Source organism: Aeromonas sp. R1-2 (genome assembly GCF_040908505.1).
GTDB lineage: Bacteria > Pseudomonadota > Gammaproteobacteria > Enterobacterales > Aeromonadaceae > Aeromonas > Aeromonas veronii.
On sequence record NZ_JBFODU010000056.1, the window covers coordinates 29,137 to 53,276 of the forward strand.

Here is a 24,140-nt window from a genome sequence, read left to right on the forward strand (position 1 = left end):
GGCAGAGCCATGCCCATCGAGAAAAGGTGGCAGAGTTTAGCGGAGATCCGGCCAAATTGCAGGCATAAAAAGCCTGCTTGTTGCAATGGTCATTGCCCCTGGCCATCTGCCGGGCGTGGCCACCTTTCGGGTTGCGGCAAATTTAGCCCTTGGGCCATAACGCCCAGCCTGTTAAAATTCCGCCCTTGAAATTATCCTGGGCCCCGCGCCCGTTCTAGCTAAGGTCTACCGCGATGCGTACCAGCCAATATCTGCTTTCCACTCTCAAGGAAACCCCCTCCGACGCTGAAGTTGTCAGCCACCAGCTGATGCTGCGCGCCGGGATGATCCGTAAACTGGCCTCCGGCATGTATGCCTGGTTGCCAACCGGTCTGCGGGTACTGAAGAAAATCGAGAACATTGTTCGCGAAGAGATGAACAATGCTGGTGCCGTCGAAGTCTCCATGCCGGTGGTTCAACCCGCCGAGCTGTGGCAGGAGTCCGGCCGCTGGGATGACTACGGTCCCGAGCTGTGCCGTCTGACCGACCGTCACAACCGTCCCTTCGTGCTGGGCCCGACCCACGAAGAGGTGATCACTGCGCTGGTACGTTACGAAGTGAACAGCTACAAGCAGCTGCCGCTCAACCTCTACCAGATCCAGACCAAGTTCCGCGACGAAGTGCGCCCCCGTTTCGGCGTGATGCGCGGCCGCGAATTCCTGATGAAGGATGCCTACTCCTTCCACATCGACAAGGAATCTCTGGTCGATACCTACGAGAAGATGCACGCCGCCTACTGCAAGGCGTTCACCCGCATGGGTCTGAACTTCCGTCCGGTGCAGGCCGATACCGGCTCCATCGGTGGTACCGGTTCCCACGAATTCCAGGTACTGGCCGAGAGCGGTGAAGACTTGATCGCCTTCTCCGACAGCTCCGATTACGCCGCCAACATCGAGATGGCCGAAGCGCTGGCACCGGCTGGTGAGCGCGCTGCCGCCACCGCAGCCCTGACCAAGGTTGCCACCCCGAACGTCCACACTATCGACGAAGTGGCGGCCTTCCTGAACGTGGCTCCGACTGCCATCGCCAAGACCCTGCTGGTACTGGCAGAGGAAGATGAGCACGGCAAGCAGGCCGTCATCGCGCTGGTACTGCGTGGCGACCACGAATTGAACGAAATCAAGGCAGAGAAACTGGCTGGCGTGGCCAACCCGCTGACCTTCGCCAACGACGAGCAGATTAAAGCTGCAGCCGGTTGCGATGCAGGCTCCATCGGCCCGGTCGGCTTTGCCGGTCGCATCATCGTCGATCGCAGCGCTGCCCATCTGGCGGACTTCGTCTGCGGCGCCAACGAGACCGGCTTCCACCTGACCGGTGCCAACTGGGATCGCGACATCGCTTCTTACGAAGTTGCCGACCTGCGCAACGTGGTAGAAGGCGACCCGAGCCCGTGCGGCCAGGGCAAGCTGCTGCTCAAGCGCGGTATCGAAGTGGGCCACATCTTCCAGCTGGGTACCAAATACTCCGAAGCGATGAAGGCAAGCGTGCTGAACGAAGCTGGCAAGTCCGTCACCATGGAGATGGGTTGCTACGGGATCGGGGTTTCCCGTCTGGTGGCTGCCGCCATCGAGCAGAACAACGACCAGTACGGCATCATCTGGCCGGACGCCATCGCTCCGTTCGAAGTGGCTATCGTGCCGATGAACATGCACAAGTCCGAACGCGTGGCCGAGCAGGCACAACAGTTCTACGCCGAGCTGAAAGCAGCCGGTGTGGACGTGCTGTTCGACGACCGTAAAGAGCGCCCGGGCGTGATGTTCGCCGACATGGAGCTGCTGGGCATCCCGCACGCCATCGTCATCGGCGATCGCGGTCTGGACAACGGCGTGGTGGAGTACAAGTGCCGCCGCACCGGCGAGAAGCAGGAAGTGGCTATCAGCGACATCATCGCCATGCTCAAGGCCAAGCTGGGCCGTTAATTCCGCCCTCTTCCCGATATAAAAAAGCGCGCCATTTGGCGCGCTTTTTGTTTCTGTGTGCTGACGACGGCAACCGGATGAAGGGTTGCCTCAGGGATTGCGACCGATAAAGAGGTCGGTCACGTGGCAGCTGCTTCTGGCTTCCAGCGCGTCGAGCATATAGGCCGCCGCATCTTCCGGAGTCATGAAGCCACTCGGGTCCACGTGATCCGAGTTGTCCCAGAATTCGCTGCGGATCCCGCTCGGGTAGAGGTTGACCAGCCGCAGCGGCGAGCTTTTCAGCTCGGCGCGCAAGGATTCGAGAAAGCCGCGCATCCCCCATTTGGAGGCGCAGTATAGACTCTCGTTGGCCTTGCCCACCTGAGCGGCGGAGGAGAGCACATTCGCCAGTACTCCGCCTTTCTCACCGATAAGCCGCACCGTCTGCTGGGCCACCAGAATGGTGGAGATGAGATTGCTCTCCACCACCCGGCGGATCTGCTCGGCGGTGTAGACACCGACCGGGCCAAACTCGCCCACCCCGGCGCAGTGGATCACCATGTCGGGCTGCCCGCCCCACTCCACCGCAGCGGCGAAGGCAACGTCGACCTCTTCATGGTGCGCCAGATCGGCCGCGATGCCGATCACCGCGCTGCCGAGCAGTTGTTCCTGCTCCTGCAGTCGCTGATAACGGCGCCCCATCATGGAGACCTGATGGCCCCGCTCAACCAGACCTATGGTCAGCGCCCGGCCGAGACCAGAACCGGCGCCTGTCACTATGATGTGGCCCATGATTGCTCCTCGCCGTCAGCTGACGGGCAGATTAGAAGGTGAATTCGCCGCCCATGAACCAGCCATCGACAGACTGATCGATATTGGCGAAGTCGACCTTGGCTTCACGCCAGCCGGCACGCAGCTTGATCGGCATGGAGGAGAACTTGTAGGAACCACCCAGACGGTAGTCATAGTTGTCCGCATCGTGAGTGCGCAGATCGCCGAAGAAGGCGATGCCGGTGCCCGGGATCTTCACTTCGCTGCCGGCATAGGCCATCAGGGTATCTTCGTCATAACCCTTGCGACCGGAGTAGACCTGCTCGCCATCGTAGTGACGGCCGGTCATCCCCAGATCGATCTTGAACAGATCGTTGTTGAACAGACGGTAGTAGAGGCTCAGATCGTAGGCAGTCAGATCGTTCTTGAAGTTGCCGCCGGAGGTGCTGAAATCGGAGACTTCAAACTTGGCGTTCGGCAGGAAGATGATGCCGTGTTCCAGTTGCAGATAGCCGTTCCAGTTGTAGCTGTCGTCATAGCTGCCATCAGCACTGGTGCCATAAGCCTGACCACTGCCCTTGGCGGCCCATACGTCGGCACCGGCGGCAAAACGCCAGTCGTCAGCGGCCATGGCACTCTGGCTGCACAGAGCCAGCACAAAACCGGCAATCAGCGTCTTTTTCATTACGTCACTTCCTCTTGCATACATGGAAAAGAGCACTATTTTACTCGGTGCAGCCAAAATACCCAGCGTCAATCCTGAACAAACGACGACAAATGTCAGTGCTTCATATGCTTCATCTCTGCCATCGGCTCAATCGGCTTCACCGGCAGTGACAGATCCAGCTTCTGACCATCGTCCATGGTGAGGGTGAGCGGGAAAGGGGTCTGCTCGGAGAGCGTGCCCACCTCGAACAACATGATGTGCAGGCTGCCCGGTTTCAGCACCGCCTCGCCCTTGGCCGGGATCTCGATATTCTCGACCTGACGCATCTTCATCACACCATTTTCGTGCAGGTGGGTGTGCAGCTCGGCACGCCCGGCCGCAGCAGAAGCCGCCGCCACCAGCTTGACCGGCTGGTCGGCATCATTCTTCAGCACCATAAAGGCGGCGGTGTTGGGGGAACCCGGCGGCAACAGGCGCACATAGCCGTCGACAGCCTCGACCTTGGCCAGTGCAGGCGCAGTCATCCCCAGAACCAGCAGAGAATAAAACGCACGTTTAAACATGGTTGAAATCCTTTTATGATGTTGTTAAACGGCGCCAAGATTACCCCAGCAGCAACCTTTTTTGCACCTTTCAATAACAAGGATTTAGACATGGCCCCCATTCTCATTGCCGAGCAGCAGGATGGCTTGCTCACCCTGACCCTCAACCGCCCCGACAAGCGCAACGCCCTCAATACCGAGCTCTATAAGCAACTGGTGGCAGCGCTGCGAGAGGCGGCAGCCGATGAGGAGGTGCATGTCCTGCTGTTGCAGGGGCAGCAAGATTGCTTTACCGCGGGCAATGATCTGGCCGACTTTATGGGCAAGAGTTCGCTGGAGCCCGACGACCCCATACTGCAGTTCCTCCACACCCTGGCCGATTTCCCCAAACCCGTGGTCGCCGCCGTTGCAGGCCCGGCGGTGGGGATCGGTACCACCATTCTGCTGCACTGCGATCTGGTCTATCTAGGGGATAACGCCCGCTTGCAGCTTCCTTTCGTCGAGTTGGGTCTGGTGCCGGAGTTTGCCTCCAGCCTGCTGCTGCCGCGTCTGGTGGGGCACCTCAAGGCGGCGGAGCTGTTGCTGCTGGCCGAGGCGATGGATGCCGAGGAGGCGCTGCAACTCGGGCTCGCCAACAAGGTGGTGGCGGCCGATGGATTGCTCTCCTTTGCCCGCGAGCAGGGGCTGAAGCTGGCGGCCAAGCCGCCCAGAGCGCTGCAAAAGAGCAAGGCGCTGCTGAAACAGGAGCTTAAACAGGCGGTGCACTTTGTCATCGATCTGGAGGCGCGCGCCTTCGCCCAGGCACTGCAAGGGGAAGAGGCGCAGCAGCGCATCGCCCAGAAACTCAAACGGCGGGGCTGAGCCGCGCCCACATCCGTTCAGTTGAGGCGAAAACGGCCGATCAGCTCGCAGCCCTGCACCTTGTCCTGCAGCTGGATCAGCCGGGCAATTTCCGGATTGGGGTGACGCTTGAGAAACGCGAGCAGGGCTCCTCGACAGCAACCCAACTCGCTGATCAGCGCCTCGCACTCCCGGTTGGGGCATTGTGGCACCAGCGCAGTGACCAGCTCGGAGGCGAGTTTCAGGTAGCGCAGCTCGTAAGTCGGCTCATCCATCGCCCGCCAGAAGTCGGCCAGCCGGTGACAGGTGGCGACTCGCATGGTGGCCAGTTCGGTCAACTCGACCTGAGTCATCTCGTAAACATCCCCCAGCGCCTGCTGATAAAAGCAGATCGCCGCTCCCAGCGAACCGGCCTGCCAGGCACGCTCCGCCTCCAGCATGTATCGTTGCCAACTTTGCGGTGTCATCTCGCTCTCCCGAATCCGTCATGGTGGGAGTGTTATCATGGCTAATTGAGAATAAATATCAACCAGAGGGTTAGTGCAGGATCTCTGCGCAACCTTGGCAAACCCGGCGCCCGACCTTATGATCGCGCCCTTCCCTCTTAGTTCTTTGGAGCACACCACAATGCGACCACGCCTCCCGCAGATGCTGGGCTGCTCCCTGCTCTGCGTGCCCCGCATGCTGGTCTGGATCTATTAGCTGCGCTCAAGCGAACGCAACCCATCCGATCCATTCAGCAAAGGAGTACCAGTATGAGCACCTGCCAACACTGGTCGCAGGTCGAATACCTGCACCTGACGGTGACCAACCCCAATATCTGCCTGAAGGGGCAGCACAGCTACTACTCGGGTGCCTGGGATGGCCCCTTCGAAGAGGTGGCGGTGCGCTACCTCCATGGCGATCCCTTCAGCCGCAGCCCGGAAACCGGCTGGGAGCCGCTCTGGCATATCGACCAGCTCCATATCGGCGACTATGTACAGATTGCCGCCGGGGTGAAGATCATCATGGGGGGCAACCACACCCACAACACGTCCTTCATCAGCACCTATCCGTTCGCCGATCTGGCGGCGCTCAAGCGCAGCTACCGCCCCGCAGGCGATACCCGCATCGGTAACGATGTCTGGATCGGTATGGAGGCGATGATCATGCCCGGCGTCACCATTGGCGACGGCGCCATCATCGCCGCCCGCTCGCTGGTCAATCAGGATGTGCCGCCCTATGCCATGGTGGCGGGCACCCCGGCCAGGATGCTGCGAATGCGCTTTGGCGAGGAGGAGATTGCCCGGCTACAGGCCCTCGCCTGGTGGGATTGGCCGGATCAACAGGTCAACGATCTGCTACCGCTGATCCAGCAAGGTGACGTCGCCCTGCTTGAACAGGCGGCTGCCGCTGGGCGGAGCGCCATGAGTGACCACCGCTAACCAGTAGCTGACAGCAGAAGGGCGACCCCGGGGTCGCCCTCTTTTATCTCCGGCATGCTCTGGACGCAGTCATCGCACATCCACTCACTGCGCGCTTTTGGACTGGTTGAGGCTGCACTGCTTGCCGGGATAACCGGGCAAGTCACTGGCATCGCTGCCGCAGGCGAGCCGTTTGGCCTGTTGCAGGCGGGCCGCCAGATTGGCGCTGTCCACCGGCATCCACTGCATCTGCTTGCCGAGCCAGCTGGCCCAGGCAAACTCGACGAAATAGACCTGTTTGTCCTTACGAAAGTAGCCCGCATTCTGCAGCAGTCCGGCGAGGGTGCGATAGGGGTAATCAGGCAGCTTGTCGATGCGGCTCGGCAACTGCTCCGGGGTCAGCGGCTGTCCCTTCTCATCCTTGAGCCAGGCCCAGTGGTTGTTCTGCATCTGACTCCAGAAGTTGGCTTTATCCTGCAGACGGCCAATCACCTTGACCCGGGCATCCTTGACGCCCTGCTGCCACAACGCCTTGGTGAGATGGTGGCGGTCCACCAGCCAGTAGCTGCCATCCGGCGCAATCACCACGGGGATCTCTTTCTTTTTCATCAACTTGTCGAGCTGCTTTGCGCTCATGCCAGCCAATGTGGCCTGGGTCTCATCGACCTGGATCTGGCCGACGCCCCCCTGAGTCGGGTGCAAGGCATCAATGCCGATCTCGCACCAGTTGCCCACCGCCGTGTCGCTCTGGCACGGGGCCAACGCCCAGGCACTCTGGCTCAACACACAGGCCAGCAATAACCATGCTTTCATCGTTTGACACTCCTCACCACATTGAACTGCACAGACGCCGAGAATGCTCCTCTACCCCGATTGGGAGTGAGAGTCGAATGCTGGCGGTCAGACCAGCAAACGGGATATCATGATTTCCCATCTGTCGGCGATATTTTCTCGCCGAGTTTTCTCCCCGCTTCACACTATTTGAAGGATCCGACCCATGAAAGGATGGACCCCCTTGCTGGCCCTGCTGGGCTGTGCTGCTGTCCAGGCTGCCGATATTCCCGCCGGAACACAACTCGCCGCCGAGCAGATTGTCGTTCGCCACCTCAAGGATGAACCTGCGAGCCTGAGCCCGCTCAAGCTGGTCGGCCTGCCGGAGTTGCAGGTACTGCGGGATCTGTTCGAGGGGCTGCTGACCCAGGGGCCGGATGGCAAACCGGTTGCCGGGGTGGCGGCCAGCTGGGAAAACAAGGGCAACCAGTTCTTTACCTTCCATCTGCGCCCGGATGCGCGCTGGTCCAACGGCGATCCGGTCAAGGCCGGCGACTTCGTCTACGGCTGGCGCAAGCTGGTCGACCCGAAAGAGGCGGCCACCTTCGCCTGGTTTGCCCAACTGGCCCGTTTCGACAAGGTGGACGAAATAGTCGCTGGCAAATTGCCTGCCAGCGAGCTGGGGGTCAAGGCCCTCGATGACCACACCCTGCAGGTGACCCTCTCCCAACCGGTGCCCTACTTCCTGAACCTGCTGAGCCACCCCAGCCTGTCGCCGCTCCATCAGGCCAGCATCGAGCAGTACGGCAACCAGTGGACCCAACCCGGCAAACTGGTAGGCAACGGTGCCTTTGTGCTGAACAACCGGGTGGTCAACGAGAAGCTGGAGCTGACCCCCAACCCTTATTACTGGGATCGGGCCCATACCGTATTGACCAAGGTGATCTTCATGCCGATCAATCAGGAGAGCGCGGCCACCAACCGCTATCTGGCGGGCGATCTGCATATCACCGAATCCTTCCCCAAGGAGCAGTACGACAAGCTGAAGCAGCAGATCCCGAATGAGGTCTACACCCCGGAGCAGCTCGGCACCTACTACTACGCTTTCAATACCCGTCAGGCGCCACTGAACGATGTGCGGGTGCGCAAGGCGCTCTCCTACACCATCGACCGAGCCCTGATCGCCGACAAGGTGCTCGGCACTGGCGAGAAACCGGCTTATCACTTCACTCCGGATGTGACCGCCAGCTTTACCCCGGCCGCCAACCTGCTCTCCACCAGCAGCCAGCCGGCGCTGGACAGCAAGGCCAAGGCTCTGCTCAAGGAGGCCGGTTACGGCCCGGACAAGCCGCTCAAGCTGACCCTGCTCTACAACACCGCGGAAATTCACAAGAAGATGGCACTGGCGATTGCCAGCATGTGGAAGCAGAAGCTGGGCGCCGAGGTCGAGCTGACCAACCAGGAGTGGAAAACCTATCTCGACAGTCGCCAGAGCGGTCAGTTCGAGGTGATCCGCTCCTCCTGGGTCGCCGATTACAACGACCCTTCAGCGTTCCTTGGCCTGTGGGGCTCTCGTCACAGCGGCAATATGGCAGGCTTTGCCAATGCCCGTTATGACCAGCTGCTGGCAGAGGCGGCCAGCACTCAGGATGTCGCCAGCCGCAGCAAGCTGTTTGGCGAGGCGGAAGCGCTCCTGCTGGATCAAGCCCCCATCGCCCCCATCTACCAGTACACCAATGCCCGACTCATCAAGCCATGGCTCAAGGGCTACCCCATCAACAACCCGGAAGATGTGGCCTACAGCCGCCAACTCTACCTCGTCAAACACTGACACCGGCCACAACGATGCGAGGCCCCGCAGGGCCTCGCTATTGATACTGTTCACATCCCGATTTCCAGCCTAAAATGCCGCCCCTCCTGTTCAATTAATCTCCAATATCCAGTCAGACATGCGTTATTTGATACTGCTCTCGTTGTTGTGGACCCTGCCTGCACAGGCCAACAGCGAATCCCAATGCCAGCAAGAGTTTGTCGGCTGGATGTTGCATCAGCAGCAACAGTTCAGCGATCGCAAGTCTGACAAGATGGAGCGGCGCCGGGCCGAACGGGCCATCGAGTTGGCTCGTCAGGAGTACGACAAGCAGGCCAGCTTTTGCAAGACAATGGAGCTGGTGCGCAGCTACAAAGATAGCGATCCGCGCTTTAAACCGAGAAGCGGCGAAGTTCACGATTTCACACCGGCCAGCTGACCCTCACTTCATCAATTGATTGTGTTGATTAATTGACCCAAGCCAAGTTCGGGTCACTGAAGAGCCTTAGAATGATTAACTGAGAACGACAATAAAAAACATAGTTATCAGTTGGTTGGCTTTTTCAGGAACGACACATGCCCAGACTCCATCAGGAGGGGGAGATACACTTCCCCGACAACATCGCACTCATCTCGACCACGGATCCCGCCAGTCATATTACCTATGCCAACCAGCACTTCTGCGATGTGGCCGGGTATGGTGCGGCCGAAATGGAAGGGGCACCCCACAATCTGGTGCGACACCCCGACATGCCCAAAGCGGCCTTCACCGACATGTGGCAGCGGCTGCGACAGGGCAAAAGCTGGATGGGGCTGGTCAAGAACCGCGCCAAAAGCGGTCAGTTCTATTGGGTAAACGCTTACGTCACCCCGATCCTCAATGCGCAGAAGGAGATCGTCGAGTTCCAGTCGGTGCGCACCAAACCCGCCGCCAGCGATGTGGCCTGGGCCGAGCAGCTCTATGGCCTGCTGCGCAGCGGCAAGGCACTTCCCTGGCTGAGCCGGTGTCACATTGAACCGGGTCAGCTGACCCTCTGGCTCTCCGTTTCTGCCTTGCTCACCACCCTTGCTACCTTTGCCACCGGCAACCTGTTATGGCTGCTGCCCACCGCCTTGTTGCTGTTGGCACAGGCAATCCACGGCTGGCGATTGCAGCAACGGCTGGCTCATCTGCTCACCCTTGCCGATCAAGACAAGGGAACCCGCCTCTGTCAGGTGCTCTACACCCGACGGCGCGATACCCTGGCGGCCGTCGAACTGGCCCTGCGGATGAAGCAGGCCGAGCTCAAGGCCGTGGTCGGGCGCAGCGCCGACACCAACCAGCAGATCCTGCAGGCAGCCGAAGATGACCGGGGCAATATCCAGACCATCGATACTCATCTGCAGCAGCAGCGCGACCACAGCGAGCAGCTGGCGACCGCCATCACCGAGTTGAGCCACTCCATTCGCGATGTGGCCCACAGTGCCCATGAGGCGAGCAATCTGGTCATAGAGGTACAGCAGGTCTCCGACGAAGGGCTGCAAGCATTGGCGACCACCCGTTCTGCCGTCAACCAACTCCATCAGGAGCTGGATGCCAACCACGCCGTGCTGGCCCAGCTCACCAGCGACAGCCAGAAGATCAGCGGTATTCTGGAGGTGATCAGTCAAATCGCCGACCAGACCAACCTGCTCGCCCTCAATGCGGCCATCGAGGCCGCCCGGGCGGGCGAACAGGGGCGCGGTTTTGCCGTGGTGGCGGATGAAGTGAGGGCGCTGGCCCAGAAGACCCGAGCCTCGACCAGCGAGATCCACGAGATGATCCAGGCGCTGCAACAGACTACACGACAGTTGTCGGAGGGGATGATGCAAGGGGCGCAGACCTCGGTGCGCTGCCAGCAGCGCGCGGGCACCACCGCCGACGTGCTCACCCAGATCAACCGGATGCTGGGGCAGGTAACCCGTACCAGCGACGAGATCGCCCAGGCGGTGAGTCAGCAGGCCGACGTCACGGCGACCCTCGATGAAGGGGTACACCAGATCCACCAGCTGGCCAGCCACACCGCCGACAACAGCAGGCAGGCGCTAGATGGCATCACCCTGCTGGTAGAGCGGCTGCAGGACCTCTCGCGGCTGATCAACCAGTTCAGATATTGAAGCGACAGCGATCAAAAAAGCGCGTCAACTGACGCGCTTTTTGGCTGCTCTTGCCTTGGCACAACTGGCTTATTCGGCCGTCTCGCTGGCGGCAAACTCCGGCACCTTGGCCATGGCATCCAGCACCACCTGAATACCGGCGCCCGGTTTGCAGGCATTCTCGCTCAGGTGACGGCGCCAGGCGCGGGCCCCCTGCATATTCTGGAACAGACCCAGCATGTGGCGGGTCATGTGGGAGAGGTAGTTGCCCTTGGCCAGCTCCTGCTCGATATAGGGCAGCATCATCCGCACCACCTCATGGCGGCTCGGCACAGCGTTGTTCTGACCGAACACCAGGTTGTCTACCTGCGCCAGAATGTAGGGGTTCTGATAGGCTTCACGCCCCATCATGACGCCATCGACGTGTTGCAGGTGCTCCAGAGTCTGCTCCATGGAGGTGACGCCGCCGTTGAGGGCGATGGTGAGATCCGGGTAATCCTGCTTGACCCGATAGACCCGAGGATAATCGAGGGGCGGGATCTCGCGGTTCTCCTTGGGGCTCAGGCCACTCAGCCACGCCTTGCGGGCATGGACGATAAAGGTGTCGCAACCGGCATCGCGCACCTGTTCGATAAAGGCCTGCAGAAATTCGTAGGAGTCCTGATCGTCGATACCGATACGGGTCTTCACTGTCACCGGAATATCGACCACATCGCGCATCGCCTTGACGCAGTCTGCCACCAGCGCCGGCTCACCCATCAGGCAGGCGCCAAAACGGCCGTTCTGCACCCGATCGGAGGGGCAACCGACGTTGATGTTCACCTCGTCATAGCCGCGTTCCTCGGCCAGCTTGGCACAGCGCGCCAGATCGGCCGGATTGCTGCCACCCAGCTGCAGGGAGATGGGGTGCTCCTGCTCGCTGTAACCCAGATAATCCCCCTTACCGTGGATGATGGCGCCGGTGGTCACCATTTCGGTATAGAGCAAGGTCTGGCGGCTCATCAGTCGATGAAAGTAACGGCAATGCCGATCAGTCCAGTCCAGCATGGGGGCGATGGAAAAACGCTGCGCCTGCATAAAAATCATCCGGGTTGGCTAAAGAAAGGGGCGGATTTTATCACAACGTGAAGCAGCCCCAGAAAATGAATTTTGTCGCCGCGCCATGCGAGGCCCTGTGATAGTATCCGGCTAATAGAAAGGGTATCTGCGCGATCATGAATCAAGACCAACTTTTACAACGAGCCGAGCGACTCTGTATACAGCGAGGGATCCGCTTCACCCCGACCCGACGTCAGGTATTTCGCCTGCTGGCGGCACACGGCAACGCCATCAGCGCCTATGATTTGTTGGCCCAGCTGCAACAAACCGAAGCCAATGCCAAGCCGCCAACCGTCTATCGGGCACTCGATTTTTTGCTCGAACAGGGCTTTGCTCACAAGGTGGAATCTCTCAACGCGTTTATCTTCTGCTGCCACTTCGATCACGCTCACCCGATGCAGTTGCTGATCTGCGACGAGTGCGGGGATGTGGTCGAGCTTCACGATACGGCGATCGATAGCGCGTTTTCCGAGCAGGCCCACTTGCATGGTTTTACTATTACCAATAAGACGATAGAGGCACATGGCCAATGTGCCCGTTGTACGCCCACTGTAGGAAGTCATCATGAAGGCTGATTTTGTAAATCCGTTCCTGCTATCCCTGCTCAATGTGCTCTCGACCATGGCACAGCTGGAACTCAAACCGGGCAAACCGAAACGCAAGATGGATGAGCTGGCGCGCGGTGACGTCTCCGGCCTGATCGGCATGGTCGGCCCGCAGACCCGTGGCTCCCTCTCCATCAGCTTCGAGAAGGGGTTGGCGCTGGAGATCATGCGCCGCATGTTGGGGGAAGCTCCCGCCTCCATCAACGAAGAGGTGACCGACATGGTCGGTGAAATCACCAACATGGTGACCGGCGGTGCCAAGCGGATGCTGGGCGAGAAGGGCTACGAGTTTGACATGGCGACCCCCATCATCGTCTCCGGTCCCAACCACACCATTACTCACCGTGCCGATGGCACCAAGATCATGATGCCGTTCGAATCGGATTTCGGTCGCGCCACTATCGAAATCTGCTTCGAGTAACCCTATGTGGAAAGCATTGAAATGGATTTTCATCTGCTGGGCCCTGCTGTTGATCCTGTCGGACATTCAGATCAGCACCTCCCTCTACAAGTACGAAGATAACCGGGTGCTCATCAACTTCCCGCGCTGGGAAGCCAAGCAGCCCTGGGGCACCTTCGAGTGGCATGCCGGACGGGTAGAAACCCACTGGTATGGTCTGGAGGGCAAACCCAAGCCGTCAGGCCCGCAAATCTGATCCGGTAACGGATCCGGCAGAAACAGAAGAGGCCAGCAGTTGCTGGCCTCTTTGCTATCTCGTTGTTTCTGAATCAAGCCGCTTCGGCCGCCAACTTCCCGCTTGGTCGCACCAGGATGCCGACGATGCAGGCCAGCAGAGTCGGCAGCAGCCAGGCAAGCCCCTTGTCGAACAGCGGCAGGAAGGCAAAGCCCTCCATCGCCATCCCGGCAGCCCCCAGCCCATCGAGGCAACCAAACAGAAAGGCGACCGTCAGCACGCCGCGAAACGCCAGCCGTGGCTGGGCAAACCATCCCTTGAGGAAGGTCACCAGCACCAGCGCGATGGCAACCGGATAGATGGCCACCAGCACCGGAATTGAGAGGCCGATCAGCTCGCTCAGCCCCACATTGGCCACTACTGCACAGAGCGCCCCCAGCAGCATGACCCAGTTGCGATAGGCCCAACCTGTAAGGCCATGGAAGTAGTCGGCACCGGCACAGAGCAGGCCGACCGCACTGGTAAAACAGGCCAGGGTGATGATGGCAGCCAGAATAAACTGACCCGGTTGACCAAACAGACTCAGGACGTAAGCATTGACGATGGCGCCGCCGTTGCTGATATCGCTTGCGACCCCACCAGCGCTGTTGCCCAGCTGAAAGAGCGAGACATACACCGCCGACAGCCCGACTGCCGAGATCAAGCCTGCGATGGTCAGATATTTGAACTGGCTGCGATAATCCTCGATCCCCTTCTGGCGCAGCAACCCGATGATCAGGGCACCAAACATCAGGGAGGCCAGGGTATCCATGGTGTTGTACCCTTCCAGCATCCCTTTGGTAAAAGCCGCATCTATGTACTCACCGCTGGCATCAGGCATGATGCCCTGCGGCGTCATAAAGACCCCGACCGCCAGAATGAGCAGCATCGCCATCAGGGCTGGGGTCAGATACTTGCCGACCGCATCGAGCAGCTTGCCGCGATCGAGCGCCACCAGGATCACCAGCGTAAAGAAACTCAGGGTATAGATCCGCAGTCCCGCATGACCGGCATCGCCAAGCCAGGGCTTTAGCCCCATCTCGTAGGCGACCAGACCGGTGCGGGGAATGGCAAAGGCTGGCCCCATGATGATATAGATGGCGATGGCCAGCGCCGTCGCCGCCCCGGCGGGCAGATAGCGGGTCATTCCGGTCCAGCCACTCGCGCCGCCCCCCGAGCTCCCCTTGGCCACCGCAATCAGGGTGATCAACGGCAAACCCACTGCCGTCAGCAAAAAGCCGCACATGGCGGCCAGCAGATGCTCACCGGCCATAAAACCGGCCAGCGGCGGAAAAATGATATTGCCTGCCCCCAGATAGAAGGCAAACGTCATAAACCCCAATCCGAATACGTCGGACAACTTCAATGATTTCGTCAAACTCAACCTCATCTGCCTTATCAGCTTGTTATTGATTGCACCCACTGCCTGGCAGATAACCGGTAACAATACCTCTCGCCCCCACACGGCCCGCAGACCGGATGAGGTGCACCACCTTTAGCATAAAGAAGAGGAGTTCGATCTCAATCACCAATTAATATCTTGAAACAATTTACTGCTGCGGAATTAATCGCCGAACAACTCGGCGCTCCATAAAGAGGTGTCACACGTAGGTATGGGAGGCAAGAAGAGGGGAACGGGTTATAGCGGCAAGCTACGGCTGCTCAGATGCTATCTGCATACGGTGACAATTACGGCCGCAAAGCGAGGCGAGAAGCGAGGCTCACAGAAAACAAAAGAGCCTGCACGGGGCAGGCTCTTGGCAATATTACATCGGGTGTGATCAGGCCGCTTCGGCAGCCATCTCGGTCGGACGCACCATCACGCCAACTACGCAGGCCAGCAGGGTTGGCATCAGCCAGGCGAGGCCCTTGTCGAACAGCGGCAGGAAGGCAAACGCATCCATCTTCATACCGGCAGCACCCAGACCATCCAGGCAACCGAACAGGAAGGCAACCATCAAAACGCCACGGAACACCAGACGGGGACGGCCGAAGTAACCCTTCAGGAAGGTGACCAGTACCAGCGCCACGGCAACTGGATAGATGGCAACCAGCACCGGAATGGAGAGGCTGATCAACTGGCTCAGGCCCACGTTGGCCACCACGGCACAGATAACGCCCAGCAACACCACCAGCTTCTTGTAAGCCATGCCGGTCAGATTGTGGAAGAAATCAGAGCAGGCAGAGATCAGGCCCACGGCAGTGGTGAAGCACGCCAGAGTGATGATGGCCGCCAGAATGAACTGACCCGGCTGACCAAACAGGCTCAGTACGTAAGCGTTGACGATGGCGCCACCGTTGCTGACATCGGTCGCCACACCGGCTGCAGTGTTACCCAGCTGGAACAGGGAGACGTACACCACGCTCAGACCAACGGCAGAGATAAGGCCGGCAATGGCCAGATACTTGAACTGGCTCTTGTAATCGTTGATGCCTTTCTGGCGCAGCAGATCGACGATCAGAGCGCCAAACATCAGGGACGCCAGGGTGTCCATGGTGTTGTAGCCTTCCAGGATCCCTTTCACAAACGGGCTGTTCTGATAGTCACCGGACGCATCCGGCATGGAGCCTTGCGGTGCTACGAATACCCCGATAGCCAGAGTCAGCAGCAGCAGCATCAGTACCGGAGTCAGGTATTTGCCGATGGCGTCCATCAGCTTGCCCTGGTTCATGGAGACCAGAATGGCCACACCAAAGAAGATCACGGTATAGGCCGCCAGACCCGCTTGCCCCATGTCACCGATGAATGGCTTGAGGCCCATCTCGTAGGCAACCAGACCGGTACGGGGCGCGGCAAAGGCCGGGCCGATGATGATATAGATGGCAACGGCCAGCGCAGTCGCAACACCGGCAGGCAGCAGCTTGGTCATGCCAGCCCAACCGTTACCGGCTTTCGCCACGGCCAGAATGGTTACCAGAGGCAGGCCCACGGCAGTGACCAGGAAGCCAAACATCGCCAGGGAGAGGTGCTCACCAGCCATGTAACCGGCCAACGGCGGGAAAATGATGTTACCGGCGCCCAGGTAGAAGGCGAAGGTCATAAACCCTAATCCGAGTACATCGGACAATGTGAGTGATTTCGTCAAGTTCAACCTCGTCTGTCTTGTAAATTATTGCTTGTTATAGTTTTTATCGGTCGCTGACCGGGTGTGTTCAGGGGGTATAAAAAAAGAGCCCCGCATGTTTTTTCATCGCAACCAGTGGTTTTAGCTGGTCTGGAGCGGGCGCTCGATCTGGAACCAGCATAATGGCGTGAAAAAATAGTTCAAGACGAAATTTACATCTTCAAATAGAAGTGGTTGGTCAGTTGGATATATCTGTCGGAATAGGCCCCGTCAGCAGAATGGATCACAATTTCACCCCTCTCACACCTGTTTAATCCTCTGCCAAGTAGCAATAAAACACGATTTGCCTCTTTACCCTCTCTGGTGATAACAGCTGTATAACAAATGCCATGCAGATCATAATTCGCCGAAATGCATAAAATTTCATCGGCCATCGCCGTCGGCAGCACCAGCGCCACCTGCCCGTTCGGGCTCAGCAAACGATCGCAGGCCGCCAGTAATGCGTGGCTGTCGAGGGCACCGGTATGGCGGGCCAACGCCCGCGCCGGATCGCTAAATGACTGGCCTGCCACGAAATAGGGAGGGTTGGAGACGACAAGATCATAAGGGTCGGCCTGATAATCCTGAATGGCACTCTCTATGACGGTCACCCGATCGGCCCAGGGAGAAGCAGCCGCATTCTCCCGCGCCTGACTGGCCGCATTAATATCCAGCTCGACCGCATCAAGACGGCAGTCAGACCTGCTGCGTTGGGCCAGCATCAGGGCGATCAGGCAGCTGCCGGTGCCGATATCGAGCACTCGACGCGCCTGTTCGACCGGCGCCCAGGCACCGAGCAAAATGCCATCGGTGCCCACCTTCATGGCGCAGCGATCGTGATTGATATGGAACTGTTTGAAGGTAAATCCGCGACTACGTCCCATCTGGCCCCCGTCATCTGCAAAAATGGTGGGCGATTATAGCGGCTAAGACACACTCACCAATAGGAGCCGACGAGATAATCGCCTATAATCTGCCGTTTCCTTAATGACCGAGTATTGCCATGAGCCAGTCCTTTGATGATTTCGACCTGCACCCAGCCCTCAACCGGGCCTTGGCCGAGATGGGATTCACCCGCCCCAGCACCATCCAGCAGATGGTGCTGGAGCCAGCCCTGGACGGCCGCGATATTCTGGCATCCGCACCGACCGGTACCGGCAAAACGGCCTCCTTCCTGCTGCCGGCACTCCAGCATCTGCTGGACTTCCCGCGCCGCAAGCCGGGCCCCTGCCGCATGCTGATCCTGACCCCGACCCGCGAGCTGGCGCTGCAGGTTACCGCCCACGCCAAGGCGCTGGCGGCCCACACCAACCTCAGCATCGAGACCATCATCGGCGGCGTCAGCCATGAAGAGCAACTACCTGCCCTGACCAAAACCACCGACATCGTGGTCGCCACCCCGGGCCGTCTGCTCGAATACATCGAGAAAGAGGAGTTCGAGAGCCATGACATCGAAGTGCTGGTGCTGGACGAAGCGGACCGCATGCTGGACATGGGCTTTATCAAGGATGTGAACCGTATCGTGGAAGAGGCGCGCTACCGCAAGCACACCATGCTCTTCTCCGCCACCCTGGAAGGGGCTGGCCTCGAGAAGTTCGCCAACGAGATCCTCAAGGATCCGGTGGAGCTGCACGCCGAGCCGCCCCGCAGCGAACGTCGCCCCATCACCCAGTGGATCCATCTGGCCGATGACGCCGCCCACAAGCTGGCGCTGCTGACCCATATCCTGAAAGATCCGGAAACCCAGAAAGCCATTATCTTCGTCAAGACTCGCGAGCGTCTGGCGGAGCTCTCCGGCCAGCTGCAGGCGGCAGGTATCTCCTGCGCCTGGATCCGTGGCGAGATGGAGCAGAGCAAGCGTATCGAGTCGATCCGCAAGTTCCACGAAGGGGAAGTGCCCTTCCTCATCGCCACCGACGTCGCCGCCCGCGGCATCGACCTGCCGAACGTCAGCCACGTCATCAACTACGACATGCCCTACGGCGCCGACGTTTACGTCCACCGGATCGGCCGTACCGGCCGCGCCGGCAACCGTGGCTGCGCCATTAGTCTGGTGGAAGCCCACGACATGGCGATGGTCGCCAAGATCGAACGCTACACCGAAGAGCGCCTCAAGCGCCGGGTAATCGACGAGCTGCGCCCGAAACACAAAGAAGCGCGGGTACCGGTGAAGAAGAAAAAGCCGGTCGACAAGAAGAAGTCCGCCAAGAAGAAAAAGAAGAAGTGATCGCCTGGCGATAAAGAGAAGGGCCATCCCGCGGGATGGCCCTTCTGCATTCTGAATCACGCTGACGAATGGTTATGCCGCCACTCTGCGCATCCCCATATGGGGGATATCATCTTCGAGATAGCCTTCCCCTTCCGCCACAAAACCGTGCTGGCCATAGAAGCCTTGCAGATGGGCCTGCGCCCCCAGCCAAATGCTGTGGGTCGGCCAGCGCGCCTCGCACGCCTTGACCGCCTCGCCGATCAGCTGGTGACCGAGACCGCCACCGCGCGCCTTGGGTGAGGTCACCACCCGACCGATGGCGGCACTGCTCTCATCGCCGATGCCGGGCGCCATAATCCGCGCGTAAGCAGCAAGCTGGTCGCCCTGATAGCCGAGCAGGTGCCAGACCCCATCGCGGCGATCGAGCCCGTCCAGATCCTGAAAGGGGCAGGTCTGCTCCACCACGAACACCTCGGCCCGCAGCGCCAGCAACTCATACAACTCGTCAGTGGTCAGTTCAGACCAGGGTTTCAGGATCCAGTTCATCGGCAACTCCTTATCAGTTCGGCCTGCCAGCATAATCGTGGCGCCAGCGCCCTGCATTAACCTTTGTTAAGTTCTTTCAGCCGTTTGCGAATGCGGCTCAGGCTGATGGGAGTAATGCCAAGATAGGCGGCGATCTGGTGGTCGGGCACTCTGGCATCGAGTGCGGGAAAGCTGTCGAGAAAGTGCTGATAGCGCGCCTGCGGGCTGCCGGTCAGCAGCAACTGCTCCTTCTCCTCCTTGATGCGCAGCTGCACCTCCAGCAGGTGCTGATACCAGCGCGGCCAGCCGGGCAGCTGGCGCAGGTCAGCCAGACTGAACAGCTGCAAACGACAGGGTTCCAGCGCCTCCACGCTGTAGCGGGCCGGCTCGCCACTGAGCAGGTGGTGAAAGTCGAGAAACTCGTCCCCCTCCCAGTAGAACTCCTTGATGTACTCGCGGCCATCCTCCAACACCAGCTTGGCCCGCAGCAGCCCCTGCTCCACCCTGACCAGCAGATCCGGGCTGTCGCCAGCGTGCCAGAGGCAGCTTTTCGGGCTGAGGGTCAGCGGGCGGGCAAAAGAGAGGAGGCGCGCGGCCTCCTCTTTATCTGCGACCTGCGCCCAATCGAAGGGGGGTCTGTCAGTCAGCATGATTAACCGCGACGCTGACGCACGGCTTCAAACAGGCAAACGCCGGTTGCCACCGAGACATTGAGGCTGGATACCGCCCCCGCCATCGGGATGCTCACCAGCTCATCGCAGTGCTCGCGGGTCAGACGGCGCATCCCCTTGCCTTCAGCTCCCATCACCAGCGCCATCGGGCCGGTCAGTTTGGCCTGATAGAGGTCGTGATCGGCCTCGCCAGCGGTGCCGACAATCCAGACGCCGCGCTCCTGCAATTCGCGCAGGGTGCGGGCCAGGTTGGTGACCTGAATGAGCGGCACCACTTCGGCCGCGCCACAGGCAACCTTGCGCACGATCGGGGTCAGGCCGGTGGCCTTGTCCCGCGGCACGATGACAGCATGAGCCCCGGCAGCATCGGCGCTGCGCAGGCAGGCGCCGAGGTTGTGCGGGTCAGTAACGCCATCCAGCACCAGCAGGAAGGGCTGGTTCTCATGTGCCGCCAGCTCGTCCAGCAGGCTGGCCAGATCGTGCTCGGCGAGCTTCGGCGCCTCTTTCACCCGGGCCATGATGCCCTGGTGATTGTTGCCTTCCGCTTTGTCATCAAGGGTCTTGCGGTTCACACTCTGCACGCGCAAGCCGAGGGACTCCAGCTCGGCCAACAGGGGTTGCAGCCGGTCGTCATCGCGCCCCTTGAGGGCCCACACTTCGATGAAGCGCTCGGGAGTGCGCTCCAGCAGCGCGGTGACAGCGTGAATGCCGTAGATCAGTTCAGTACTCATTTAGTGCTCTTGGCCTTATCGCGAGCCTTTTTGCTCGGTCGTCTGTTGCTCGGTTTGGCGCGGCCACCCTTGTCGGATTTGCCGTGATCCTTGCCCTCTTTACGTTTTTCGTGGCGCTGGGCGCTCTTGGCCTTCTCTTTCTTGATCTCGGCCTGCTTGCGCGCCATCTCTTTGGCGTTCTTGCCGGTAGCCTTGAGCGGCTCTTCGACCATCACGAAGTCGATCTTGCGATCATCCAGGTTCACGCCCATCACCTTGACGCGCACCTTGTCACCCAGACGGTAGCGGCGGCGGAAGTTCTCGCCGATCAGCTGCATATGCAGGGGATCAAACTGGTAGTAGTCGTTGGTGAGGGTGCTGACGTGCACCAGACCATCGATATGGATCTCCGCCAAACGGACGAAGAAACCAAAGCCGGTAACGCTGGCGATGACGCCGTCAAACTCGTCACCCACGTGATCCAGCATGTACTCGCACTTGAGCCAGTCGGCCACGTCGCGGGTCGCATCGTCGGCACGGCGCTCGGTCATGGAGCAGTGCTCGCCCATCGGGTCCACTTCTTCCAGCTGGTAGTGATAACCACCGCTCGGGGTCCACTTGTGGCGCAGGTTGCCCTGTTGCTCCTTGGCGGTCTGATACTTGATCGCCCGGTGCAGGATCAGGTCGGGATAGCGACGGATTGGCGAGGTGAAGTGCGCGTAGGACTTCAACGCCAGACCGAAGTGACCGATGTTGTCAGCCTGATAGATGGCCTGACGCATGGAGCGCAGCAGCATGGTGGAGAGCAGCTCCGCATCCGGGCGTCCCTCAAACTTGGCAGCCAGCTCGGCAAAGTCTTTCGGCTCGGGCTCGAGGCCGCCTTTAAGCTCCAGACCCAGTTCGGCCAGGAAATCGCGGAAACCGGTCAGACGCTCTTCGCCAGGACGATCGTGTACCCGGAACAGGGCGGCAGCTTCGTTCTTCTCGATATAACGAGCAGCAGCCACGTTCGCCTGGATCATGCACTCTTCGATGATCTTGTGGGCATCGTTGCGCACCAGCGGCACGATGCGGTCGATCTTGCGCTGGGCGTTGAAGATGAAGCGGGTCTCTTCGCTCTCGAACTCCACCGCGCCACGCTGATGACGGGCATGCTTGAGCGCCTTGTAGAGGTTGTTGAGCTCCTCGATATGGCCCACCAGCGGATCATACTGCTGGCGTAGCTTGGGATCGCCATCGAGGATCGCCGCCACCTTGGTGTAGGTCAGACGGGCGTGAGAGTTCATTACCGCTTCGTAGAACTTGTAACCGGACATGCGGCCAGCGGCGGAGATGGTCATCTCGCACACCATGCAGAGGCGGTCAACCTGCGGGTTCAGAGAACACAGACCGTTGGAGAGCACCTCCGGCAGCATGGGCACCACGAACTCGGGGAAGTAAACGGAGTTGCCACGCTGATACGCTTCGGTATCGAGAGCGGTGCCCGGCTTCACGTAGGCGGAAACGTCAGCAATGGCAACCCACAGGCGCCAGCCGCCACCACGTTTGGCTTCGCAGAAGACGGCGTCATCGAAGTCACGGGCGTCTTCCCCGTCGATGGTCACCAGCGGCAGGGCGCGCAGGTCGATGCGGCCCTCTTTGGCTTTCTCCGGCACCTGCTCGCCGAGACCGGCAACCTCTTTGGTCACCTCTTCCGGCCAGGTGTGCGGGATACCGTGGGTACGCAGGGCAATTTCGATCTCCATGCCCGGCGCCATGTTCTCGCCCAGCACTTCCAGTACGGTGCCGACGGCATTGATGCGGGAGGTGGCGCGCTGATTGATGCGCACGACCACGACCTGGCTCTGACGAGCTCCTTTGTTTTCCCCTTCCGGGATGATGATGTCCTGGCCGATACGGCTGTCATCCGGCACCACGAAACCAACGCCATTCTCGACGAAGTAACGGCCGACAATGTCTGCCTCACGGGACTTGAGCAGGCGCACCAGACGCGCTTCCTGACGACCCTTGCGGTCAATCTCGGTCGGCTGCACCAGCACGTAATCGCCATGCATCAGGCGTTGCATCTCTCGGTTGTTCAGATACAGATCCGGACCACCACCTTCCGGACGCAGAAAACCGAAGCCATCCTTGTGGCCGATTACATAACCTTTGACCAGATTCAGGCGATCCGGCAGGGCATAACATTGGTTGCGAGTGAATACCAGTTGTCCATCACGCTCCATAGCGCGCAGACGACGACGCAAGGCTTCCAACGGCTCTTCATCTTTCAGCTTGAGGACCTTGGCCAACTCTTCACGGGACATGGGCTTTTCATGGCCCTTGATGAGTTCCAGGATCAACTCGCGACTGGCGATGGGGTTATCGTATTTTTCGGCCTCGCGTTCGAGGAAAGGATCTTTTTGAGACATAAGCAGGCCTTAGGGTAGGTGGTAACGGTGCCATTATATCGGAGGGGGGGGCGAATGGCATCCATCGGCTGCCTTTTGGCCAATCTCTCTGTCATACTATCTTCAGTTCGCTGGCATGATGAGACACAGAACTCATGAGTAAGGACACATTTGCCCAATCCGCCGCCTATCTCAAACAGGCGGTCCCTTTGATGATCAAGTACCAGATCCCCACGACGCCGGACAATTACCACCTGTGGTACAACTATGTCTCGGCCAGCATGCCCGAGCTCAACCAGGCGATTGATCAGGCAGTCAAAATGCAGGGAACCTGCTCGCTCACCACCTGCGAGCGACTCTATCACCAGTATCTGGCCGCTCAGGACGAGAAGCAGATGGAGGCGATGAAACTGAGCCTCGCCGCCATGGCCAACGAGCTCGGCCACTCCATGCAGGACGCCATCTCCGATACCGGCATGTTTCAGGAGATGCTCGACAAGAGTTTTGACAAGCTCAGCCGCATTGATGACGAGGGCTTCAGCCTGGAAGACACCATGGGGATCCTGCGGGAGCTGGTGCGCGAATCGAGGGATGTGCGCATGTCCACCATGCACTTTCGCAACCAGCTCAGCAATGCGGAGAAAGAGATCAAAGAGCTGCGGGCCGCGCTCAACGAGACACGCAAACTGGCCAACGAGGATGCCCTCACCAACCTGCTCAACCGCCGCGCCTTCGATCTGGAGCTGGAGGGGTTGATCCGCAGCCAGCACCCCTTCTCGCTGATCCTCGCCGATATCGATCGCTTCAAGAACTTCAACGACGAATATGGGCACCTGCTCGGCGATCAGGTACTGCGCGCCTTCAGCAAACGGCTGCGCGATGCCTGCAAGGAGGGGGTCACCGCCTATCGGCTGGGTGGGGAGGAGTTCGCCATGCTGGTCCCCCATCGCTCGCTGGCGCTGGCCAGACAGATGGCGGAGAGCATGCGCCGCGCCATCGAGCGGATGTCGATTCTGGATCGCAAATCGGGCCGCCGCATCGACCACATCACCGCCTCGTTTGGCGTGGGTGAGTTCAACGGTCAGGAGAGCGCAGACTGTCTGGTCGAACGTACCGATAAGCTGCTCTACAAGGCCAAGGAGCTGGGGCGCAACCGGGTGATGCCACTCCCTTCCTGATTTAGTCCCCTGTCCGACCGCAATGCTGTCTAGTCCTGAAATAGGTTTACACATTTTCAACTAACATTTCTCTACTCAGAACCCCCTATGTACCGCATCGGGGGTTCTGTATTTCAACGC

24 protein-coding genes are annotated in these 24,140 nt (G+C 59.7%); 11 read left to right on the forward strand and 13 right to left on the reverse strand.

The window, feature by feature from the left end:
• The first annotated feature begins 233 nt into the window (after positions 1–233).
• The gene (locus tag AB5Y76_RS19385; protein ID WP_075116001.1) at positions 234–1,958 is read left to right on the forward strand and encodes a proline--tRNA ligase; all 1,725 of its coding nucleotides are present in this window, start codon (positions 234–236) and stop codon (positions 1,956–1,958) included.
• A 90-nt stretch (positions 1,959–2,048) separates the two neighbouring features.
• Here the strand turns inward: AB5Y76_RS19385 and AB5Y76_RS19390 are convergent, their stop codons facing one another.
• The 3 genes from AB5Y76_RS19390 to AB5Y76_RS19400 form a co-directional block, all read right to left on the reverse strand.
• Positions 2,049–2,729 (reverse strand): SDR family oxidoreductase, encoded by a 681-nt coding sequence (locus AB5Y76_RS19390; RefSeq protein WP_263718307.1) that lies wholly within the window; start codon positions 2,727–2,729, stop codon positions 2,049–2,051.
• A gap of 31 nt (positions 2,730–2,760) precedes the next feature.
• Positions 2,761–3,393 (reverse strand): TIGR04219 family outer membrane beta-barrel protein, encoded by a 633-nt coding sequence (locus tag AB5Y76_RS19395; protein WP_005335781.1) that lies wholly within the window; start codon positions 3,391–3,393, stop codon positions 2,761–2,763.
• Between the two features lie 95 nt (positions 3,394–3,488).
• Positions 3,489–3,938: a copper chaperone PCu(A)C gene (locus AB5Y76_RS19400; protein WP_005335782.1), complete on the reverse strand. Its 450-nt coding sequence runs from the start codon at positions 3,936–3,938 to the stop codon at positions 3,489–3,491.
• 90 nt (positions 3,939–4,028) lie between these two features.
• Here AB5Y76_RS19400 and AB5Y76_RS19405 point away from each other — a divergent pair, with 90 nt between their 5' ends.
• The gene (locus tag AB5Y76_RS19405) at positions 4,029–4,778 is read left to right on the forward strand and encodes an enoyl-CoA hydratase-related protein (RefSeq protein WP_263718305.1); all 750 of its coding nucleotides are present in this window, start codon (positions 4,029–4,031) and stop codon (positions 4,776–4,778) included.
• 17 nt (positions 4,779–4,795) lie between these two features.
• Here the strand turns inward: AB5Y76_RS19405 and AB5Y76_RS19410 are convergent, their stop codons facing one another.
• Positions 4,796–5,224, reverse strand: a complete 429-nt coding sequence (locus tag AB5Y76_RS19410; RefSeq protein WP_005335785.1) for a DUF2753 family protein — start codon at positions 5,222–5,224, stop codon at positions 4,796–4,798.
• Between the two features lie 288 nt (positions 5,225–5,512).
• On the opposite strand from AB5Y76_RS19410, the gene AB5Y76_RS19415 reads away from it, so the two are divergent.
• Positions 5,513–6,181: a CatB-related O-acetyltransferase gene (locus AB5Y76_RS19415; RefSeq protein ID WP_263718304.1), complete on the forward strand. Its 669-nt coding sequence runs from the start codon at positions 5,513–5,515 to the stop codon at positions 6,179–6,181.
• Between the two features lie 84 nt (positions 6,182–6,265).
• On the opposite strand, the gene AB5Y76_RS19420 is transcribed toward AB5Y76_RS19415, so the two are convergent.
• Positions 6,266–6,973 (reverse strand): ParB-like protein, encoded by a 708-nt coding sequence (locus tag AB5Y76_RS19420; RefSeq protein ID WP_263718303.1) that lies wholly within the window; start codon positions 6,971–6,973, stop codon positions 6,266–6,268.
• A gap of 184 nt (positions 6,974–7,157) precedes the next feature.
• On the opposite strand from AB5Y76_RS19420, the gene AB5Y76_RS19425 reads away from it, so the two are divergent.
• From AB5Y76_RS19425 to AB5Y76_RS19435, 3 genes are all read left to right on the forward strand, one after another.
• On the forward strand, positions 7,158–8,762 hold the full coding sequence (locus AB5Y76_RS19425; protein ID WP_263718302.1) for an ABC transporter substrate-binding protein: 1,605 nt from the start codon (positions 7,158–7,160) through the stop codon (positions 8,760–8,762).
• Between the two features lie 118 nt (positions 8,763–8,880).
• Positions 8,881–9,180, forward strand: a complete 300-nt coding sequence (locus AB5Y76_RS19430) for a hypothetical protein (RefSeq protein WP_100645090.1) — start codon at positions 8,881–8,883, stop codon at positions 9,178–9,180.
• A gap of 137 nt (positions 9,181–9,317) precedes the next feature.
• Complete coding sequence (locus tag AB5Y76_RS19435) at positions 9,318–10,877, forward strand: PAS domain-containing methyl-accepting chemotaxis protein (protein ID WP_263718301.1); 1,560 nt, start codon at positions 9,318–9,320, stop codon at positions 10,875–10,877.
• Positions 10,878–10,946: 69 nt separating this feature from the next.
• Here AB5Y76_RS19435 and dusA read toward each other — a convergent pair whose 3' ends face one another.
• A complete protein-coding gene (dusA, locus tag AB5Y76_RS19440; protein ID WP_005335803.1) occupies positions 10,947–11,933 on the reverse strand; it encodes a tRNA dihydrouridine(20/20a) synthase DusA in 987 nt (328 codons plus the stop codon).
• A gap of 137 nt (positions 11,934–12,070) precedes the next feature.
• Here dusA and zur point away from each other — a divergent pair, with 137 nt between their 5' ends.
• From zur to AB5Y76_RS19455, 3 genes are read left to right on the forward strand one after another with little or no spacing between them, the layout of a single operon-like run.
• Positions 12,071–12,529: a zinc uptake transcriptional repressor Zur gene (zur, locus tag AB5Y76_RS19445; protein WP_005335805.1), complete on the forward strand. Its 459-nt coding sequence runs from the start codon at positions 12,071–12,073 to the stop codon at positions 12,527–12,529.
• A complete protein-coding gene (locus tag AB5Y76_RS19450) occupies positions 12,519–12,980 on the forward strand; it encodes a chemotaxis protein CheX (protein WP_005343179.1) in 462 nt (153 codons plus the stop codon). The genes zur and AB5Y76_RS19450 overlap by 11 nt, the downstream gene beginning before the upstream one ends.
• 4 nt (positions 12,981–12,984) lie before the next feature.
• Positions 12,985–13,215, forward strand: coding sequence for a hypothetical protein (locus AB5Y76_RS19455; RefSeq protein ID WP_040066994.1), 231 nt, complete (start codon positions 12,985–12,987; stop codon positions 13,213–13,215).
• A 73-nt stretch (positions 13,216–13,288) separates the two neighbouring features.
• On the opposite strand, the gene brnQ (AB5Y76_RS19460) is transcribed toward AB5Y76_RS19455, so the two are convergent.
• From brnQ (AB5Y76_RS19460) to AB5Y76_RS19470, 3 genes are all read right to left on the reverse strand, one after another.
• On the reverse strand, positions 13,289–14,566 hold the full coding sequence (gene brnQ / locus AB5Y76_RS19460; RefSeq protein ID WP_263718339.1) for a branched-chain amino acid transport system II carrier protein: 1,278 nt from the start codon (positions 14,564–14,566) through the stop codon (positions 13,289–13,291).
• A 448-nt stretch (positions 14,567–15,014) separates the two neighbouring features.
• Complete coding sequence (gene brnQ, locus AB5Y76_RS19465; protein WP_005335813.1) at positions 15,015–16,319, reverse strand: branched-chain amino acid transport system II carrier protein; 1,305 nt, start codon at positions 16,317–16,319, stop codon at positions 15,015–15,017.
• Between the two features lie 191 nt (positions 16,320–16,510).
• Positions 16,511–17,221 carry a tRNA1(Val) (adenine(37)-N6)-methyltransferase gene (locus AB5Y76_RS19470; RefSeq protein WP_263718300.1) on the reverse strand — a complete coding sequence of 237 codons (711 nt, stop codon included), beginning with the start codon at positions 17,219–17,221 and terminating at the stop codon, positions 16,511–16,513.
• A gap of 119 nt (positions 17,222–17,340) precedes the next feature.
• Here AB5Y76_RS19470 and srmB point away from each other — a divergent pair, with 119 nt between their 5' ends.
• A complete protein-coding gene (gene srmB, locus AB5Y76_RS19475; RefSeq protein ID WP_263718299.1) occupies positions 17,341–18,564 on the forward strand; it encodes an ATP-dependent RNA helicase SrmB in 1,224 nt (407 codons plus the stop codon).
• 72 nt (positions 18,565–18,636) lie between these two features.
• Here the strand turns inward: srmB and AB5Y76_RS19480 are convergent, their stop codons facing one another.
• The 4 genes from AB5Y76_RS19480 to rnr are packed head-to-tail and all read right to left on the reverse strand — an operon-like array spanning position 18,637 to position 22,863.
• Complete coding sequence (locus tag AB5Y76_RS19480) at positions 18,637–19,092, reverse strand: GNAT family N-acetyltransferase (protein ID WP_245133816.1); 456 nt, start codon at positions 19,090–19,092, stop codon at positions 18,637–18,639.
• 56 nt (positions 19,093–19,148) lie between these two features.
• Entirely contained in the window at positions 19,149–19,721 is a 573-nt protein-coding gene (locus tag AB5Y76_RS19485; protein ID WP_108612042.1) for a Crp/Fnr family transcriptional regulator, read from the reverse strand.
• Between the two features lie 2 nt (positions 19,722–19,723).
• Positions 19,724–20,473: a 23S rRNA (guanosine(2251)-2'-O)-methyltransferase RlmB gene (rlmB, locus tag AB5Y76_RS19490; RefSeq protein ID WP_216952082.1), complete on the reverse strand. Its 750-nt coding sequence runs from the start codon at positions 20,471–20,473 to the stop codon at positions 19,724–19,726.
• On the reverse strand, positions 20,470–22,863 hold the full coding sequence (rnr, locus tag AB5Y76_RS19495; protein ID WP_019445735.1) for a ribonuclease R: 2,394 nt from the start codon (positions 22,861–22,863) through the stop codon (positions 20,470–20,472). Before rnr ends, rlmB begins: the two co-directional genes overlap by 4 nt.
• 134 nt (positions 22,864–22,997) lie before the next feature.
• Here rnr and AB5Y76_RS19500 point away from each other — a divergent pair, with 134 nt between their 5' ends.
• Positions 22,998–24,020: a GGDEF domain-containing protein gene (locus AB5Y76_RS19500; RefSeq protein WP_019445736.1), complete on the forward strand. Its 1,023-nt coding sequence runs from the start codon at positions 22,998–23,000 to the stop codon at positions 24,018–24,020.
• Positions 24,021–24,140 lie beyond the last annotated feature (120 nt).

Excerpts from the sequence above, each read along its gene's own strand:
- AB5Y76_RS19385 (WP_075116001.1), top strand. The coding sequence starts at position 234 with ATGCGTACCAGCCAATATCTGCTTTCCACTCTCAAGGAAACCCCCTCC.
- AB5Y76_RS19390 (WP_263718307.1), bottom strand. The coding sequence starts at position 2,729 with ATGGGCCACATCATAGTGACAGGCGCCGGTTCTGGTCTCGGCCGGGCG.
- AB5Y76_RS19395 (WP_005335781.1), bottom strand. The coding sequence starts at position 3,393 with ATGAAAAAGACGCTGATTGCCGGTTTTGTGCTGGCTCTGTGCAGCCAG.
- AB5Y76_RS19400 (WP_005335782.1), bottom strand. The coding sequence starts at position 3,938 with ATGTTTAAACGTGCGTTTTATTCTCTGCTGGTTCTGGGGATGACTGCG.
- AB5Y76_RS19405 (WP_263718305.1), top strand. The coding sequence starts at position 4,029 with ATGGCCCCCATTCTCATTGCCGAGCAGCAGGATGGCTTGCTCACCCTG.
- AB5Y76_RS19410 (WP_005335785.1), bottom strand. The coding sequence starts at position 5,224 with ATGACACCGCAAAGTTGGCAACGATACATGCTGGAGGCGGAGCGTGCC.
- AB5Y76_RS19415 (WP_263718304.1), top strand. The coding sequence starts at position 5,513 with ATGAGCACCTGCCAACACTGGTCGCAGGTCGAATACCTGCACCTGACG.
- AB5Y76_RS19420 (WP_263718303.1), bottom strand. The coding sequence starts at position 6,973 with ATGAAAGCATGGTTATTGCTGGCCTGTGTGTTGAGCCAGAGTGCCTGG.
- AB5Y76_RS19425 (WP_263718302.1), top strand. The coding sequence starts at position 7,158 with ATGAAAGGATGGACCCCCTTGCTGGCCCTGCTGGGCTGTGCTGCTGTC.
- AB5Y76_RS19430 (WP_100645090.1), top strand. The coding sequence starts at position 8,881 with ATGCGTTATTTGATACTGCTCTCGTTGTTGTGGACCCTGCCTGCACAG.
- AB5Y76_RS19435 (WP_263718301.1), top strand. The coding sequence starts at position 9,318 with ATGCCCAGACTCCATCAGGAGGGGGAGATACACTTCCCCGACAACATC.
- dusA (WP_005335803.1), bottom strand. The coding sequence starts at position 11,933 with ATGCAGGCGCAGCGTTTTTCCATCGCCCCCATGCTGGACTGGACTGAT.
- zur (WP_005335805.1), top strand. The coding sequence starts at position 12,071 with ATGAATCAAGACCAACTTTTACAACGAGCCGAGCGACTCTGTATACAG.
- AB5Y76_RS19450 (WP_005343179.1), top strand. The coding sequence starts at position 12,519 with ATGAAGGCTGATTTTGTAAATCCGTTCCTGCTATCCCTGCTCAATGTG.
- AB5Y76_RS19455 (WP_040066994.1), top strand. The coding sequence starts at position 12,985 with ATGTGGAAAGCATTGAAATGGATTTTCATCTGCTGGGCCCTGCTGTTG.
- brnQ (WP_263718339.1), bottom strand. The coding sequence starts at position 14,566 with ATGACGTTTGCCTTCTATCTGGGGGCAGGCAATATCATTTTTCCGCCG.
- AB5Y76_RS19470 (WP_263718300.1), bottom strand. The coding sequence starts at position 17,221 with ATGGGACGTAGTCGCGGATTTACCTTCAAACAGTTCCATATCAATCAC.
- srmB (WP_263718299.1), top strand. The coding sequence starts at position 17,341 with ATGAGCCAGTCCTTTGATGATTTCGACCTGCACCCAGCCCTCAACCGG.
- AB5Y76_RS19480 (WP_245133816.1), bottom strand. The coding sequence starts at position 19,092 with ATGAACTGGATCCTGAAACCCTGGTCTGAACTGACCACTGACGAGTTG.
- AB5Y76_RS19485 (WP_108612042.1), bottom strand. The coding sequence starts at position 19,721 with ATGCTGACTGACAGACCCCCCTTCGATTGGGCGCAGGTCGCAGATAAA.
- rlmB (WP_216952082.1), bottom strand. The coding sequence starts at position 20,473 with ATGAGTACTGAACTGATCTACGGCATTCACGCTGTCACCGCGCTGCTG.
- rnr (WP_019445735.1), bottom strand. The coding sequence starts at position 22,863 with ATGTCTCAAAAAGATCCTTTCCTCGAACGCGAGGCCGAAAAATACGAT.
- AB5Y76_RS19500 (WP_019445736.1), top strand. The coding sequence starts at position 22,998 with ATGAGTAAGGACACATTTGCCCAATCCGCCGCCTATCTCAAACAGGCG.